This window comes from Amycolatopsis sp. NPDC104819 (assembly GCF_055583145.1).
The window spans coordinates 23,578-37,388 of sequence record NZ_JBVJON010000028.1 but is presented as its reverse complement, the minus strand read 5'-3'; the positions used below and the strand labels follow the sequence as shown (position 1 = coordinate 37,388).

Genomic DNA, 13,811 nt, shown 5'->3' with positions numbered 1-13,811 from the left:
CCCCCCCCCCCCCCCCCCCCCCCCCCCCCCCCCCCCCCCCCCCCCCCCCCCCCCCCCCCCCCCCCCCCCCCCCCCCCCCCCCCCCCCCCCCCCACACCCCCCCCCCCCCCCCCCCCCCCCCCCCCCCCCCCCCCCCCCCCGACACTTGGCGCCGGGCTCAAGCGTGAACCGGCACCGGAACATCCCCGACCCACCGCCGGACAGCCTCGGCCAGTCCGGCATCCCCGGCCCCGGCCACCCCGACCCAAGCCACATGCCCGTCCGGCCGCAGCAAAACCGCATCGAAGTCCAAAGTGGACGAAGAAGCCGCCACCACCGGGACTCCCGGAGCCCAATCCTCGAACCTCCCGGCGAGATCCACCAGCACCGGCCGTCCCGAATGCAGCAGCGCCGCCAGGTGCGTCGGGCGGCCCGCGACCGTCAACGGCACGTCCGGCGCCATCCGCCCCAGCCAGGCGTGCCCGCCCGGCTCGTAACACGCGTCCAACCCGGTGACGATCTCCGCCAGCGCCCGGTTCCCCGCCGGGTGCGCGGCCACCCGCCGCAGGAGGTCGGCCCACGGCTCCTCCGGCGCCGCCTCCTCCACCGCCACCTGGGCCCGCGTGTTCGCCAGGATCCGTTCCCCCGCCGCGTGCCGCTCGGCGTGATACGTGTTCAAAAGCCCGGGAGGCGCCGTCCCGAGCACCGTCGCCGCCAGCTTCCACCCCAGGTTGAAACTGTCGTCGAACGCGACGTTGACCCCGATCGCCCCCGCCGGTGGGTGGATGTGCGCCGCGTCGCCCGCCAGCAGGACCCGGCCCTCCCGGTAGCGCGAAGCCAGCCGCGCCGCGTCGCCGAACCGGGTCAGCCACCGCGGTTCCCGCAGCTCGACGTGCCGGCCCAGCACCGCGTCGACCTGCGCCTGGAGCAGCGACAGCGGCACCGGCGCGTACTTGTCCGCCGGTGGCTCGTCCTCCCGGACGACGATCCGGACGTACCCCGGCCGCGGGATGACGAACACCGTCCGGCCGTCCGGACCGGCCGAAACCCCGTACGGCAGCTCGCATTCGACGTCGCCGAGCAGCGCGAACCACCGTGCGTCGACACCGGGGAAGCCGATCCCCGCCTGCTTGCGCACGGTGCTCCGCCCGCCGTCGCACCCCACGAGGTACCGGGCCCGGATCTCCCGTCCACAGTGGACCAGGACGTCGTCCGCCGACTGCGTGAACGACCGCAGCTCGTGGCCCCGCAGCAGCTCGGCACCGAGGTCGAGCGCCCGCGCCTCCAGCACCTCCTCGACGCGCGTCTGCGGGATGCCCAGCGAAAACGGGTGGTCGGTCGCCGTGCCGTCGAGCAGCAGGGGGCCGGGCAGTCCCGTGACCGGCGCGTGCGGCACCTGGTGGCCTTCGGCGACCAGGTCGCCGGCCAGCCCGCGCCGGGCGAGCAGGTCGAGCGAGCGCGCGTTGAGGTTGAACCCGCGGCAGTGCGGCGGCCGCTCGGGATGGCGTTCGACGACCGTCGTGCGCACGCCGGCCAGCGCGAGCTCCGCGGCGAGCAGCAGGCCGGCCGGGCCGGCGCCGGCGATCAGGACCTCGGTTTCGAGCACGGTCTTCCCCTCAGAAGTGTTCGGGCCACGGCAGGGAGCCGGACCGGATTTCGGCGACCGTGCGACGCGCCCACTCGAGCTCGGCCTGCCACGCGTGCCGGACGAACTCGACCTCGATCATGAACAGCCGCGGCGCCCCTTTGCCGACCGTCTCCTCGAGCGCGGTGTCCGCGCCTTCGATGCGTTCGGCGAGGTGACGCGCGCGTTCCTCCAGCGCGTCGGCGGCGCGCTCCGGGCCGAGCGCGCCGAGGTAGCTCACCGCCGCGACGAACTTCGGGTACTCCGCGACCGGCTCGCGGACCAGCTCGTCGAGCCACGCGACGAACTCCTGCCGGCCGAGCTCGGTGTGCGCGTAGACGGTCCGCTCCGGCCGGTTGCCGTCCCGGACCGTCTCGACGGGCTCGATCCAGCGGTGCTTCGCCAGCGCCTCCACGGTGTCGTAGAGCGAGCCGGGGTTGATCTTGAAGCTGCTGTCCTTGTAGCGCTCGCGCAGCGTGGACGCCATTTCGTACGGGTGCATCGGGCGTTCCAGCAGCAGGCCGAGCAGGGCCAGCGCGAGTGTGTTGCGGATCTTGCGTGGCACTGGTCGCTCCCTATTAGTCGGTTCCGACTATACGACGGCCGTCAAGCAGGTTGCCGACGCAGGTGCGCAACAGCCCGGCCAGGAAGCGCCGCTGGTCGCCCGACAGGTCGCCGAGCATCTCCTCCTCGGCCTCGGCCACCAGGTCGTCGGCCGTGTGCAGCTTCGTGCGGCCGGACGGCGTCAGCGCCACCGGCAGCGCCCGTCCGGTGGTCGCCCGTTCGGCCACGGTGACCAGGCCGGCCGTCCGCAGCCCGCCGAGGACGTCCCGCAGCGACTGCCGGGTGACGAACGTGACCCGCGCGAGTTCGGCCGACGACGCGCCGGGGTGGTCGTCGAGCGCGCGCAGCACGGCGTACTGCGCCATCGACAGCTCCAGCGGCCGCAGGCGGTCGGTGCAGGCCTGGTGCAGCGCCTGCTGGGCGCGTTTCAGCAGGTAGCCGGGCCGGTCGCCGGTCGGGGCTTGACTCATGACAGGAACCTTACACATACTGGACTTGTAAGGATCCTGACATCGAGGAGGAGTCATGGCGACCACGACCATCACCGCCGGGGCGGATCTGGCCACCCTGGTCAACGTCTTCACCGTCGAGCCCGAGCGGCAGCAGGAACTGGTCGACGTGCTGGTCAAGGCCACCGAGGACGTCATGCGGCACCGGCCGGGCTTCGTCGCGGCGAACATCCACGCCGGCGTCGAAGGCACGCGCGTGGTCAATTACGCGCAATGGGAGAGCGTGGACGCGTTCCGCGCGATGCTCGCCGACCCGGTGTGCCAGGAGCACATGCAGGCCGCGCTGGCGTTCGCGACGGCCGACCCGCAGCTCTACACCGTCGAGTCGGTGCACCACATTTGACGTCAGCGCACGTCGAGCGCCGTCACCCCGGAGACGTACCGGCCGCCCTTGACGTCCCCCAGCGGCACGAGCCGCGGCAGGGCCAGCGGGACACCGTCCTCCACCGTGGACAGCAGCAGCGGGCGGCCGCCGGTGCGCTCTTCGGCGAACGTGACGGCCGCGCCGTACCCGTCCTCGCCGACCGCGACCACCGCGGTGTCCGGCCGCGGGAGCACGCCGGCGACCAGCAGCACCAGGGCCAGCGACGGTCCGGTCTCGGTGTGCGTCTGCTGGCCGGTGCCCGAGCCGAAGGACGCGGTCACCGTGCGGGACGGCAGGTGAGCCAGCAACGCCGGCGGCAGCGTGACGGACCGGTGCGCGGTCGTGATCCGCACCGCGCGCTCGGCGGCCGTCGCGGCGGAAACGGCCACCTGCACCCGCCGGACGTCCCGGACGCTGCGGCTGCGGTCCCGGTCACCCGGCACGACGAGATTGATCCCATGATCGGTCGTCAGGACGGCGGGGTGGTTCCCGAACGCCGGGTCGAGCTCCGCGAGCGCGAAGGTGACTGCGCGGTGCGCCGAGCCGGTGACGGTCAGCGTCACGCGCAGCGCGGTGTTCTTCCCAGGCGGCAGCACCGGCGCCGATGCGGCGACGAGCTTGGCCAGGTCGCCGCCGGTGGCCTTCAGCTGCGAAGCGGTATACGACGCCGGAGTGGCGACCGCGCCGTCGATCGTCACCGTCCGGGCCGACGCGTCGGCCGGCGCGACGGTCCCCGCCAGCAACGCGGCGGAAAGGGCGAGCACACGGAGCAGCATCCGGCCTCCTCGGGTCCGCAGGTGCGGAACGAACGCCGAATTCTAGCCGAGGGAACGCCTCAGAACTTCGTGTTCTCCCGCCAGTGCCGGAACAGCCCGGCGTTGCCGGAAATCGACAACCGCGGGTCGTCGACGGCGATCCGGCCGGTCAGGGCCAGGAGCAGGTCGACGGCGCGGCCCTCGACGACGACGTCGGCCTCGGCGGTTTCCCGGCTCACCTCGACCGCCGACGGCGTCCGCCGCGCCAGCCACTCGACCGCCGGGGCGGTGGCGCGGAACAGCAGGGTCTCGCCCGTGCCCCGCAGCGCCGTCCGGTCCAGCGCCGGGTGGTGCTGTCGCGAAAAAACGGCCACGAGGTCGAGGCCCTCGGAGATGCCGTCGACGGCGAGGTCGGCGTCCACTTCGTAGTCCGCGCCGGTCGCGAGCGAGGCGTCCGCGCGGTGGACGACCGTCTCGTGGGTCAGCCGCCGCGTCCAGAACCCGGCGCGGCGGTCGGGGGTCCAGGTCGACGTCGGGGTCTCCGGGCCGACCTCGGCCACGACGGTGACCAGCTGCTCCGCGCCGTCGAGGAGCCAGTCGCCGAGGGCATCGAACCCGGGTGGGTCGTCGACGGTGACGGCGTCGAACGGCACGTAGCCGGTGGGCCGGCTCGCGATGATCGCGGCGGACTTGTGGTAGGCCAGCCCGACGTGGCGGGTCAGCTCGTGCAGCGTCCATTCGGGACACGTCGGGACGCGCAGCTCCGGCTCGGCGTCCGCGATCACCGTTCCGAACAGCTCCGCCTCGGTGACGAGGGCTTCGGCCAGCCGGTCGTGGCTCAGTGACTTCACCCGACCACCGTAGGGCCTCCGGCGGTGGCCGCGGGAGTCCTGATCGGCCGCCCCGAAGGGCACCCGTGGACCCGAAGATCAGGATAATCCGAGGGGTGACCGGGGAACTGAAACGCGCTCGCCTGGGGGTTTCCGTCGTCTTCGCGGTGTGCGGGGCGGCGTTCGCGACCTGGCTGGCCCGGGTGCCGGCGGTGCAGAACCAGCTGGGGCTGAGCACCGGACAGCTGGCGATCGGGCTGTTCGGCCTCGCGGCCGGGTCGGTGCTGACGCTGCTGGGCGCGGGAGCGCTGCTGACGCGCATCGGCAGCCGCGCGTCCGTCGTGCTCGGCGCGGTGGTGCTCTGCGGCGGGCTGCCGCTCGTCGCGTTCGCATGGTCGGCGCCGGTGTTCGTCTTCGCGCTCGTGGTGCTCGGTGTGGGCAACAGCCTGCTCGACGTCGCGATGAACGCGCACGCCGCCCGCGTCGAGGAAGGGTACGGGCGCCCGATCTTCGCCGGGTTCCACGCGTTCTGGAACATCGGCGGCCTCGCGGGCTCCGGGGCCGACGCGCTGATGGAGGCCCTGCACGTCCCGGTTTCGGTGCACTTCCCGGTGGCCGGCGCGGTGCTGCTCGCGCTGGCGCTGTGGGCCGCGCGCACCCGGTTCCTCACCGGCGCCGACCGCGGCCAGGGCGAGACGGCCTTCGCGTGGCCGAGCCGCGCGCTGGTGCCGCTGGGCGTGATCGCGTTCTGCGGGTTCGTCGCCGAAGGCGCGGTCAACAGCTGGAGCGCGGTGTACCTCGCCGACGTCACCGGCGCGACACCCGCGCTCGCTTCGCTGGGCTATTTCGCCTTCTCCGGGACGATGATCGCGGTCCGGCTGGTCGCCGACCGCGTGGTGGCGCGGACGGGCGCGGTGCGGTTCGTTCGTTTCGCGACCACGGTCGCGGTGCTGGGGTTCGCCGTGGTCCTCGCCGCGCCATGGCCGGCCGCGGTCGTGCTCGGCTTCGCCGTTGTCGGCCTGGGCGTGGCCGGGATCGTGCCGATCGCGTGGAGCGTCGCGAGCCGGAAGCAGGCGGACGCGCCGGGCCGCGCGGTCGCCGCCGTCGCGGCCTGCGGGTACCTGGGTTTCCTGGTGGAGCCGGTGCTGGTCGGGGCGCTCGCGACGCGCGTCGGGCTGCACTGGGCGTTGTCGTCGGCCGTCGTGGTCACCTTCGCGATCGTGTTCCTCGCTCCGTCGCTGCGGGTGCGGGAAGCGGCGCCTACACGGTGAGCAGCCGTCTCACGGCTTTGCGATCGCCTTCGACCTCGACGCGGCCGTCGGCGATCGCGGCGTCGAGGTCCGACGGCGTTTCGAGCAGGGCGTTCAGCGTCGGCGGGTCGGCCCGGAGCACGGCGTCCGGCTCGTCGGGTTCGCCGAGCTCGACGGTCAGCTCGCCCGGCTCGGTCCGGACCGTCCACACCCGAGCGTCCAGCTCGACGCGGTAGCAAGCGCTTTCGCGCGGGCGGGCGGAGCCGCGGAGGAACAGCAGCACCGAGGTCGCGCCGAGCGTCGCGGGCCGGGGGAGCGGGACGCGGGTCGCCCACGCGCCCAGCGCCAGGATGATGGGCTCCAGTTCGCGGCCCCATTCCGTCAGCTCGTAAACCGTCGAACCGGCCGGCGGCGGCAGCTTCCGGCGGGTCACGACGCCGTGGCCCTCGAGCTCCCGCAGCCGGTCGGTGACCAGGTTCGAGCTCGCGCCCGGCAGCGCGCGGCGGACGTCGGAAAAGCGCTGCGGCCCGAGCAGCAGCTCGCGCACCACGAGCAGCGCCCAGCGTTCCCCGACGACGTCCAGCGCGCGGGCGGTGGCGCAGGCGTCGCCGTAACTCCGGTTCGTCGGCATGGTGCCAATTTACAACTTCGAGGTTGTTTTTAACAACTAGAGCCGCGTACCGTGGCCGCCATGGGAAATCCGGTTGTGCACTTCGAAATCATCGGGACGGACCCGGCGCGCCTGCGCGGCTACTACGGCGAGCTGTTCGGCTGGGAGTTCGACACGTCGGGACCCGTGTCCGACCAGGTGTCGGAAGCCGGGAACTACGGGTTCGTCGAGACCGACGGCATCCCGGGCGGGGTCGGCGGCGGCGCGGGCCACCAAAGCCACGTTGTCTTCTACGTCGGCGTTCCGGACGTCGGGGCAGCGCTGGCGGAGGCCGAACGCCTCGGCGGCACCCGCCGGATGGGCCCGGACCGGGAGCCGGGACGCGACCTCGTCGTCGCCCACTTCACCGACATCGAGGGCAACTTGATCGGCCTCGCCGGCCCGGCCTGACCTCGCTACTCGGCCGCGTTGGCCCGGTCGATCGCCGCCATGTTCTCCTCGGCCCAGTTCCGCAGCGCGGCCAAGGGAATCTCGAGGGAACGGCCCAGATCCGTGAGCCGGTAGTGCACTTTCGGCGGCACGGTCGGCTCGACGCGGCGGGCGACCAGGCCGTCGTTCGTGAGCGAGCGCAAGGTCACCGACAGCATCTTCTGCGAGACGCCCGGCATCCGGCGTTGCAGCTCGGCGAAGCGCACTTCGCGCGGGTCCGCCTCGGCCAGCACCTTGACCGCCATCGACGTCCACTTCGTGCCGATGCGGTCGAGCAACCGGCGCGTCGGGCACGCCGGGTCGAACAGGTCGCCGCGGTTGGAGGGGGTCACCTGGAGCTCACCACCTGTCGGGAAAGTGCCGTCTTGGCCGGAGCGGGGGAGTTACCTACGGTTTTCTGGTAACCAATGGTAATCGCCCGGGGAGAGTCATGGTGCGCGCGAACGGCATCGAGGTCAACGTCAGCGTCACGGGGGAGGGCCCGGCCGTCCTGCTGCTGCACGGCTTTCCGCACACTGGGCGACTCTGGTCTGGGATCATCCCACGTTTGGCGACGCGGTTCCGCGTCATCACGCCCGACCTGCGTGGGCTTGGCGGAACGGCCCGGCCGGACGACGGGTACGACGCGGGCACCCTCGCCGCGGACGCCGAAGCGCTCCTCGACGCGCTCGGGGAGCCGACGGCCGCCGTGGTCGGCATCGACGCCGGCGCGCCGCCCGCGTTCCTGCTGGCGATGCGGCGCCCCGAGCGCGTCCGGCGGCTCGTCCTCATGGAGTCGTTGCTGGGCCGCCTTCCCGGCGCCGAAGACTTCCTGGCCGGCGGACCGCCGTGGTGGTTCGGGTTCCACGCCGTGCCGGACCTCGCCGAGACCGTCCTCATCGGACACGAAGCCGAGTACATCGGCTGGTTCCTCGACGCCGGCACGCGAGGACGTGGTGTGCCGCGCGAGATCCACGACCACTTCGTCGCCGCGTACACCGGGCGTGACGCCCTGCGTGGCGCGTTCGCGCACTACCGCGCGATGCCGGTCAGCGCCAGGCAGATCGCGGACGCCGTCGCGCACGGGCGGCTGACCGTGCCCACGATGGCGATCGGTGCGCAGCCCGTCGGCGACACGCTCGCCCGTCAGCTGCGGCCCGTCGCCGACGACCTGACGTCCCACCTCGTCGAGGACTGCGGTCACATCATCCCGCTCGACCGGCCGGAAGTCCTGGCGCCGCTGCTGAACACGTTCCTTGACCTCGACCTGGCTGGAGCTTCAAGACTGTCGTCATGACGATCTGGATCTGCGGGACGTGCGGGGTCGAGCACCCCGACACCGACCGGCCCCCGGCGGGCGAGTGCGAGATCTGTGCGGACGAGCGCCAGTGGGTGCCCGCCGCCGGGCAGGTGTGGACCACCCTCGAAAAGCTGTCGGCCGATAGCCACGCTGTTGTGCACGAAGAGCTGGAACCGGGGCTGCACCGGCTGAACCGCGAACCGCCGTTCGGCATCGGCCAGTGGACGCACCTGGTGCAGACCCCGCGGGGGAACCTCCTGTGGGACCCGTCGAACCACCTCGACCCGGCGCTGGTCGCCAAGGTCGAGGAGCTCGGCGGCGCCGCGGTGATCGTGGCGAGCCACCCGCACATGTACGGCTCGCAGGTCAGCTGGAGTCATCGGCTCGGGCGGGTTCCGGTGCTGGTGCACACCGCCGACCGGCGCTGGGTGCGGCGCGAGGACCCGGTGCTGCGCGAATGGTCCGGCACCGAACAGGTGCTGCCCGGGGTGACGCTCGTCGAAGCGGGCGGCCACTTCCCGGGCGCTGCCGTGGCCCATGTCGAAAACGCCACCGGCGGGGCGCTGCTGGCCGGCGACACGATAGTGCCGGTCGCCGCGGCGGGCTGGGTGACGTTCATGCGCAGCTACCCCAACAAGATCCCGCTGTCGCCCGGGCTGGTGCGGCGGATCGTGGACCGGCTGGAGCCGCACGGGTTCGACCGTCTCTACGGCCTGCTGGGCGGCACGGTCCTCGGTGACGCCCAGGGTGCGGTGCGCCGGTCCGCGGAGCGCTACATCGCCTGGGTCAGTGGGGCGAACGACCACCTCGGCTGAGCGTCCCGTGGACCTGAACTCACTCCGGCAGTTCCTCGTGGTGGCGCGGCTCGAGCACCTCAGCCGCGCCGCCGGCGAGCTGCGCGTCGCCCAGCCGTCGCTGAGCCGCACCATCGCGCGGCTGGAGAGCGAGCTCGGCGCGCCGCTGTTCGACCGGGCCGGCCGCCTCCGGCTGAACGACGCGGGCCGGCTCTTCCGCGACCACGTCGAACGCTCCCTGGGCGAGCTCGACGCGGGACGCCGTGCCGTCGCCGAGGGACTGGGGTCCGTGCGGCTGGCGTCGGAAACGTTCCTCACGCTGACCGGGCCGCTGGCGGCGTTCAAACGGGACCATCCCGCGGTCGAGGTCGAGCTCCAGTGGTCGCCGGCCGACGAGATGGCCCGCCGCCTGCGAGCCCAGGACGTCGACCTGTGTGTCGCCTCGCAGCCGATCCACGCCGAGGGCCTGGAATCGGTGCAGCTGTTCGAGGACGCGGTGGGGGTGGCCGTGCCGGTCGGGCATCCCTTGGCGGGCCGCACTTCGGTGCGCGTGGAGGAACTCGCCGGCGAGCCGTTCGTGACCGCCCGGAAAGGACATTGGCAACGGCGGCTGCTCGATCGGCTCTTCGCCGCGCGGGACGACACGCCGAAGATCGTCTGCGAAGTCGACGAGCCCACCGCGATCGCCGACCTGATCGGCGCCGGACTCGGCGTCGGCCTGGTCCCCGGCTTCGCCCGGCGGATGGCCCTGAGCGCCCCGCTGGTCTGGCTCGCCGTCGACAGCCCCGGCTGCCGCCGCGCGATCACGCTGTCCTGGGCCGCCGACAGCCGGCTGCCGGCGGCCGCGCGTCTCCTGCGCACCACGATCACCGGCTGGGACTGGGCCACCTGACGTTCCGGCGGGCCGCGTCGTCGGAGGAGTACCCGCATCGGAACAGGAGAACGATGATCAAGATCGGAATCATCCTCGGCAGCACCCGTCCCGGCCGCCGGGGTGAGCAGGTCGCCCGCTGGGTCCACGACCTGGCGTCGCGGCGCGGCGACGCCCGGTTCGAGCTCGTCGACCTGCTCGACCACCCGCTGCCGCACCTGGACGCGCCGACGCCGGCGTCGCTGACCCCCGGCGAGCACGCCCACGAGCACACGCGGGCCTGGGCGGACGTCGTCGCGGCGTTCGACGGTTCGTGATCGTCACCCCCGAGTACAACCACTCCCTGCCCGGCGTGCTCAAGAACGCCCTCGACCACGTCTACTACGAGTGGAACAACAAGGCGGCCGGGTTCGTGTCCTACGGCGGCGCGGGCGGCGCCCGCGCGGTCGAGCAGTTGCGGCTCGTCTGCGGCGCGCTGCACATGGCCGACGTGGCCGTGCAGGTCACGCTGCCCTTGGCGACCGAGTTCGAGAACTTCACGACGCTCAAGCCCAGCGACCACACCGTCGGCACGCTGGGCACCATGCTCGACCAGGTCGTCGCGTGGAGCGCCGCCCTCGCGCCGCTGCGCGCGACGTCCCAGCATGAAACCGACGAGGCCGAAATCCGGCGACAGATCGACGGGATCGTCGCCGGAATCGGGGCCAAGGACCTCGACGGCCTGATGCGGCACTACGCGGCCGATGTCATCTCCTTCGACGTCGAGCCGCCGCTGCAGCACGTCGGTGTCGAGGCGAAGGCCAAGAACTGGGCGAAGGCGTTCACCTTCTTCCGAGAGGTTTCCTACGAGGTCCGCGACCTGACGGTCACCGCGGACGGGAGTGTGGCCTTCGGCCACGCCTTCGGTCGGCTGAGCGGCACGCTCGAAACCGGGGTGGCGACGGACGGGATGTGGGTCCGCGCCACCTTCGGCTTCCGGAAGATCAACGGCGAATGGCTGATCACGCACGACCAGGCGTCTGTGCCGTTCGACCTGGTGAGCGGCCGGGGCGTGGCCGACCTGGAGCCGTGACGGCCTCGTCGGCTACGGCCGGGCGGCCAGGTCGAGGAGCAGTTTCGCGGCCACCTGGGCGCCGTCGGACCCCACCCTGGCGGCGATTTCCTGGGCCCTCGCCCGGGTTTCGGGGGCCAGGGCCGCGGTGAGCGCGGCGGACAGGGAGTCGACGGTCGGCGCCGAACCGTCGTGCGCGGCGCCGACGCCCAGCTCGGCCACCCGCCCGGCCCAGTACGGCTGGTCCGCGATCCGCGGCACGACTACCTGGGGCGCGCCGGCCCGCGCGGCCGTCGTCGTGGTGCCCGCGCCGCCGTGGTGCACGACGGCGGCGACCCGCCGGAACAGCGCCTGCTGGTTGACCTCGCCGACGACGAAGCAGTCGTCGGCGCCGTCGGCCAGGGCGAGCTCGGCCCAGCCGCTGCCGAGCAGCAGCCGCCGGCCCTGCGCGCGGATCGCCTCGACCGCGACCTGCGCGATGCCCTTCGGCGCGTACGCGGCCATGCTGCCGAAGCCCACGTAGACCGGCGGCTCACCGGCGTCCAGGAACGTCTCGAGGTCGGCCGGCAGCGGCCGGTCGTCGGGCAAGATCCACGCGCCGGTCGGCACGAGGTCGAGGTCCGTCATGCCGTCGGACGGACACAGCACGGGATCCGCCGCCAGCCACGGCCGGTCGGTGAAGACGTGGTCCCGGACATCGCCGACCGGCGGCAGGCCGAGCGCCTCCCGCCCGCGGTTGAGCGGAGGGCCGTACAGGGCGTCGACCCGTTCGGCGTCCTGCGCCCAGAGCACTCGCTTGTCGGTCTCATCGGGCGGCGACGGCTTGCCCGGCCGCATGCCGGGAGGAAAGACCTGCGACGGCAGCCCGTGGAGGTGAAAGCTGGCGTAGACGTAAGGGATGCCCAGCTTCTCGGCGACATCCCGCGCCCCGGCGGGCAGCAGCCCGGTGGCGAGCAGCACGTCACACCCTTCGGCGGCGGTGGCAAGGGCCTCGAACCGCGCGGCGACCAGGTCGGCCGCCAGCCGGAAGGGATCCGGCCGCTCGCCGGTGACCACCTGACGCACGGAGGCGCCGAACGGCGCCAGCGGCACCCCGGCCCGCTCCAGCAACCGCACAAAATCCCCATCCGGCGGCGCGCACACGAGCGCCTCCGCACCGAGCTCCCGCAAGGCGACGGCAAGCCCCGCGAACGGCTCGACGTCCCCGCGCGATCCCCACGTCGTCAACAGAACACGCACTTGATGAATCCCCGTTTCCCCTGGTCCTGGCTTCAGGCGAGCCATTCTGGGGCATCACCCCGGCCTTGCCGCAAGCCCCGGGGTCGGCTATATCTTGAAGGGGGCGGGGAGAACATTTCAGGATCTCGTACGCGGTGATCTGACCGCGCCTTCAACACCACCCGGCTAACCGGCGGCCGTCGCCGAAATCTGACCAAAGCCCGCGCGGCTGACCGGCCAACGGGCGCTCGTCGCCTTGGCCGAAACCGACCACGCGCCGTCCGGCCAACGGAGGCTCGTCGCGTGGCCGAATTCTGACCACAGCCGCGCTCGTCGCCCTGGCCGAAAACCGACCACACGCAGCACGGCCAACTAGCGCTCGCCGCCGTGGTCGAAACTTGACCACAGCCCGCGCGGCCGCCCGGTCGTCGGCTGCTCGTCACCGTGGCCGAAAACCGACCACACCCCACTCGACCAGCGAACTCAAGCCGTCGGGCGGCCCGCTCCCGCGTAGTCGTCGCCGTCCCTGCGGTACGAGTGCACCTGCACCGCCTGGCCGGTCTGCGGCGCGTCGATCATCTGCTGGTTGCCGATGTACAGCCCGACGTGGTGGATCTTCGTCGCCGGCTCGCCGTAGAAGATCAGGTCGCCCAGCTGCGGGTCCGTCACGTGCGAAACGCTCCGGAACTGCGTGTCAGCCGTCCGCATCAGCTTGACTCCGGCGCTCGCGTACGCCGCCGTCGTCAGGCCCGAGCAGTCGAAGCCCGGGTCGTTGCCGCCGGTGCCGTTGCCGCCCCAGATGTACGGGAGGCCGATCTTGTCGATGGCGAAGTTCACCGCGCTCAGCACTGCGGCGTTCGGCGCCGCCGAGCCCTGGCCGACCGTGCCGTAGACGTTCACCGTGGCCAGAGTCCGGTGCAGGAACAGCGGCGCGGACTGCAGCTTCGCGACCGCGTCCCACCAGACCTGGCCCTGGGACAGGTCGTGCCCGCCGTCGCACAGCGCGCGGCCGGTGGACAGCGCCGCGTCGTCGATGTTCTGGACATCGGGCTTCCCGCCCGAGTAGCTCGCCTGGTACTTCGCCCAGACCGCCGGCGCCAGCTGCATCGGCCCGGCGGCGTTCGCCGTCGAGACGACCTTGTTGTAGAAGTCCCGCACCTCGATCGTGCCGAGGGCCTTGTCCAGCACGCCGGTGGTGCCGAACTGCCCGCCCTGCGCGCGGCCGTGGTCCGTGGTCACTTTTCCGACCGCGGCGAGCGTCACCCACGAGAGGTGGCAGCCCGGGATGTCCTTGCCGATTTTTGTCGTCGCCTTCGCGTAGCCGACCATCGCGCGCAACGGGACGTCGAGCCACTGGCTGGTCTTGGACGCCCAGGCGTCGAACTCGCTGGCTTCCGGCACCTTCGGCGGCGCCGACACCGACGTCGGCGGGGCTGTGGTCGTTTTCGGGACAGCGGCCGTCGAGGTGACCGTCGCGGCCGCGTTCGTCGTCTCCTGCTGCTTCGGCGCGAGCTGGACGCCGGCCACGAGCGCGGCGGCGACCACGACCACGGCGGCCACCACGACCGCGGTGCGCCGGCGGCGGGGTTCGGGCGTCTCCTCCGGTACGGCCTCGGGCTCCTCG

The 13,811-nt window shown here is 72.7% G+C and carries 16 protein-coding genes and 1 pseudogene; 8 read left to right on the top strand and 9 right to left on the bottom strand.

The window, feature by feature from the left end:
* Window positions 1–157 precede the first annotated feature (157 nt).
* From ACZ63E_RS45105 to ACZ63E_RS45095, 3 genes are read right to left on the bottom strand one after another with little or no spacing between them, the layout of a single operon-like run.
* A complete protein-coding gene (locus ACZ63E_RS45105; protein WP_465342466.1) occupies window positions 158–1,585 on the bottom strand; it encodes an FAD-dependent monooxygenase in 1,428 nt (475 codons plus the stop codon).
* A 10-nt stretch (window positions 1,586–1,595) separates the two neighbouring features.
* Window positions 1,596–2,168 carry a PadR family transcriptional regulator gene (locus ACZ63E_RS45100; protein ID WP_465342465.1) on the bottom strand — a complete coding sequence of 191 codons (573 nt, stop codon included), beginning with the start codon at window positions 2,166–2,168 and terminating at the stop codon, window positions 1,596–1,598.
* Between the two features lie 13 nt (window positions 2,169–2,181).
* Window positions 2,182–2,637, bottom strand: coding sequence for a MarR family winged helix-turn-helix transcriptional regulator (locus tag ACZ63E_RS45095; RefSeq protein WP_465342464.1), 456 nt, complete (start codon window positions 2,635–2,637; stop codon window positions 2,182–2,184).
* Window positions 2,638–2,692: 55 nt separating this feature from the next.
* On the opposite strand from ACZ63E_RS45095, the gene ACZ63E_RS45090 reads away from it, so the two are divergent.
* On the top strand, window positions 2,693–3,019 hold the full coding sequence (locus ACZ63E_RS45090) for a putative quinol monooxygenase (protein ID WP_465342463.1): 327 nt from the start codon (window positions 2,693–2,695) through the stop codon (window positions 3,017–3,019).
* Between the two features lie 2 nt (window positions 3,020–3,021).
* On the opposite strand, the gene ACZ63E_RS45085 is transcribed toward ACZ63E_RS45090, so the two are convergent.
* Complete coding sequence (locus tag ACZ63E_RS45085; RefSeq protein WP_465342462.1) at window positions 3,022–3,816, bottom strand: hypothetical protein; 795 nt, start codon at window positions 3,814–3,816, stop codon at window positions 3,022–3,024.
* A 59-nt stretch (window positions 3,817–3,875) separates the two neighbouring features.
* The gene (locus ACZ63E_RS45080; protein WP_465342461.1) at window positions 3,876–4,646 is read right to left on the bottom strand and encodes a maleylpyruvate isomerase family mycothiol-dependent enzyme; all 771 of its coding nucleotides are present in this window, start codon (window positions 4,644–4,646) and stop codon (window positions 3,876–3,878) included.
* 95 nt (window positions 4,647–4,741) lie between these two features.
* Here ACZ63E_RS45080 and ACZ63E_RS45075 point away from each other — a divergent pair, with 95 nt between their 5' ends.
* On the top strand, window positions 4,742–5,896 hold the full coding sequence (locus ACZ63E_RS45075) for an MFS transporter (protein ID WP_465342459.1): 1,155 nt from the start codon (window positions 4,742–4,744) through the stop codon (window positions 5,894–5,896).
* Here ACZ63E_RS45075 and ACZ63E_RS45070 read toward each other — a convergent pair.
* Entirely contained in the window at window positions 5,886–6,506 is a 621-nt protein-coding gene (locus tag ACZ63E_RS45070) for a winged helix-turn-helix transcriptional regulator (RefSeq protein ID WP_465342458.1), read from the bottom strand. The two genes, ACZ63E_RS45075 and ACZ63E_RS45070, sit on opposite strands and share 11 nt — an antisense overlap.
* Window positions 6,507–6,566: 60 nt before the next feature.
* Between ACZ63E_RS45070 and ACZ63E_RS45065 the strand changes: the two genes are divergently transcribed.
* Entirely contained in the window at window positions 6,567–6,935 is a 369-nt protein-coding gene (locus tag ACZ63E_RS45065; RefSeq protein ID WP_465342457.1) for a VOC family protein, read from the top strand.
* A gap of 5 nt (window positions 6,936–6,940) precedes the next feature.
* Here the strand turns inward: ACZ63E_RS45065 and ACZ63E_RS45060 are convergent, their stop codons facing one another.
* On the bottom strand, window positions 6,941–7,306 hold the full coding sequence (locus ACZ63E_RS45060; protein WP_465342456.1) for a winged helix-turn-helix transcriptional regulator: 366 nt from the start codon (window positions 7,304–7,306) through the stop codon (window positions 6,941–6,943).
* A gap of 98 nt (window positions 7,307–7,404) precedes the next feature.
* On the opposite strand from ACZ63E_RS45060, the gene ACZ63E_RS45055 reads away from it, so the two are divergent.
* The 5 genes and pseudogenes from ACZ63E_RS45055 (at window position 7,405) to ACZ63E_RS45035 (ending at window position 10,990) form a co-directional block, all read left to right on the top strand.
* Complete coding sequence (locus ACZ63E_RS45055) at window positions 7,405–8,250, top strand: alpha/beta fold hydrolase (protein ID WP_465342455.1); 846 nt, start codon at window positions 7,405–7,407, stop codon at window positions 8,248–8,250.
* Window positions 8,247–9,068 carry an MBL fold metallo-hydrolase gene (locus ACZ63E_RS45050; protein WP_465342454.1) on the top strand — a complete coding sequence of 274 codons (822 nt, stop codon included), beginning with the start codon at window positions 8,247–8,249 and terminating at the stop codon, window positions 9,066–9,068. Before ACZ63E_RS45055 ends, ACZ63E_RS45050 begins: the two co-directional genes overlap by 4 nt.
* A gap of 7 nt (window positions 9,069–9,075) precedes the next feature.
* Window positions 9,076–9,939, top strand: coding sequence for a LysR substrate-binding domain-containing protein (locus tag ACZ63E_RS45045; RefSeq protein ID WP_465342453.1), 864 nt, complete (start codon window positions 9,076–9,078; stop codon window positions 9,937–9,939).
* 53 nt (window positions 9,940–9,992) lie between these two features.
* Window positions 9,993–10,378: pseudogene (locus tag ACZ63E_RS45040) on the top strand (NADPH-dependent FMN reductase); the annotation flags it as partial.
* A gap of 21 nt (window positions 10,379–10,399) precedes the next feature.
* Entirely contained in the window at window positions 10,400–10,990 is a 591-nt protein-coding gene (locus tag ACZ63E_RS45035) for a YybH family protein (protein WP_465342468.1), read from the top strand.
* 12 nt (window positions 10,991–11,002) lie between these two features.
* On the opposite strand, the gene ACZ63E_RS45030 is transcribed toward ACZ63E_RS45035, so the two are convergent.
* Entirely contained in the window at window positions 11,003–12,208 is a 1,206-nt protein-coding gene (locus ACZ63E_RS45030) for a glycosyltransferase (protein ID WP_465342452.1), read from the bottom strand.
* Between the two features lie 462 nt (window positions 12,209–12,670).
* Window positions 12,671–13,750: a C40 family peptidase gene (locus tag ACZ63E_RS45025; RefSeq protein ID WP_465342467.1), complete on the bottom strand. Its 1,080-nt coding sequence runs from the start codon at window positions 13,748–13,750 to the stop codon at window positions 12,671–12,673.
* Between the last annotated feature and the right edge of the window lie 61 nt (window positions 13,751–13,811).

Excerpts from the sequence above, each read along its gene's own strand:
- ACZ63E_RS45090 (WP_465342463.1), top strand. The coding sequence starts at position 2,693 with ATGGCGACCACGACCATCACCGCCGGGGCGGATCTGGCCACCCTGGTC.
- ACZ63E_RS45095 (WP_465342464.1), bottom strand. The coding sequence starts at position 2,637 with ATGAGTCAAGCCCCGACCGGCGACCGGCCCGGCTACCTGCTGAAACGC.
- ACZ63E_RS45035 (WP_465342468.1), top strand. The coding sequence starts at position 10,400 with ATGGCCGACGTGGCCGTGCAGGTCACGCTGCCCTTGGCGACCGAGTTC.
- ACZ63E_RS45070 (WP_465342458.1), bottom strand. The coding sequence starts at position 6,506 with ATGCCGACGAACCGGAGTTACGGCGACGCCTGCGCCACCGCCCGCGCG.
- ACZ63E_RS45055 (WP_465342455.1), top strand. The coding sequence starts at position 7,405 with ATGGTGCGCGCGAACGGCATCGAGGTCAACGTCAGCGTCACGGGGGAG.
- ACZ63E_RS45065 (WP_465342457.1), top strand. The coding sequence starts at position 6,567 with ATGGGAAATCCGGTTGTGCACTTCGAAATCATCGGGACGGACCCGGCG.
- ACZ63E_RS45085 (WP_465342462.1), bottom strand. The coding sequence starts at position 3,816 with ATGCTGCTCCGTGTGCTCGCCCTTTCCGCCGCGTTGCTGGCGGGGACC.
- ACZ63E_RS45050 (WP_465342454.1), top strand. The coding sequence starts at position 8,247 with ATGACGATCTGGATCTGCGGGACGTGCGGGGTCGAGCACCCCGACACC.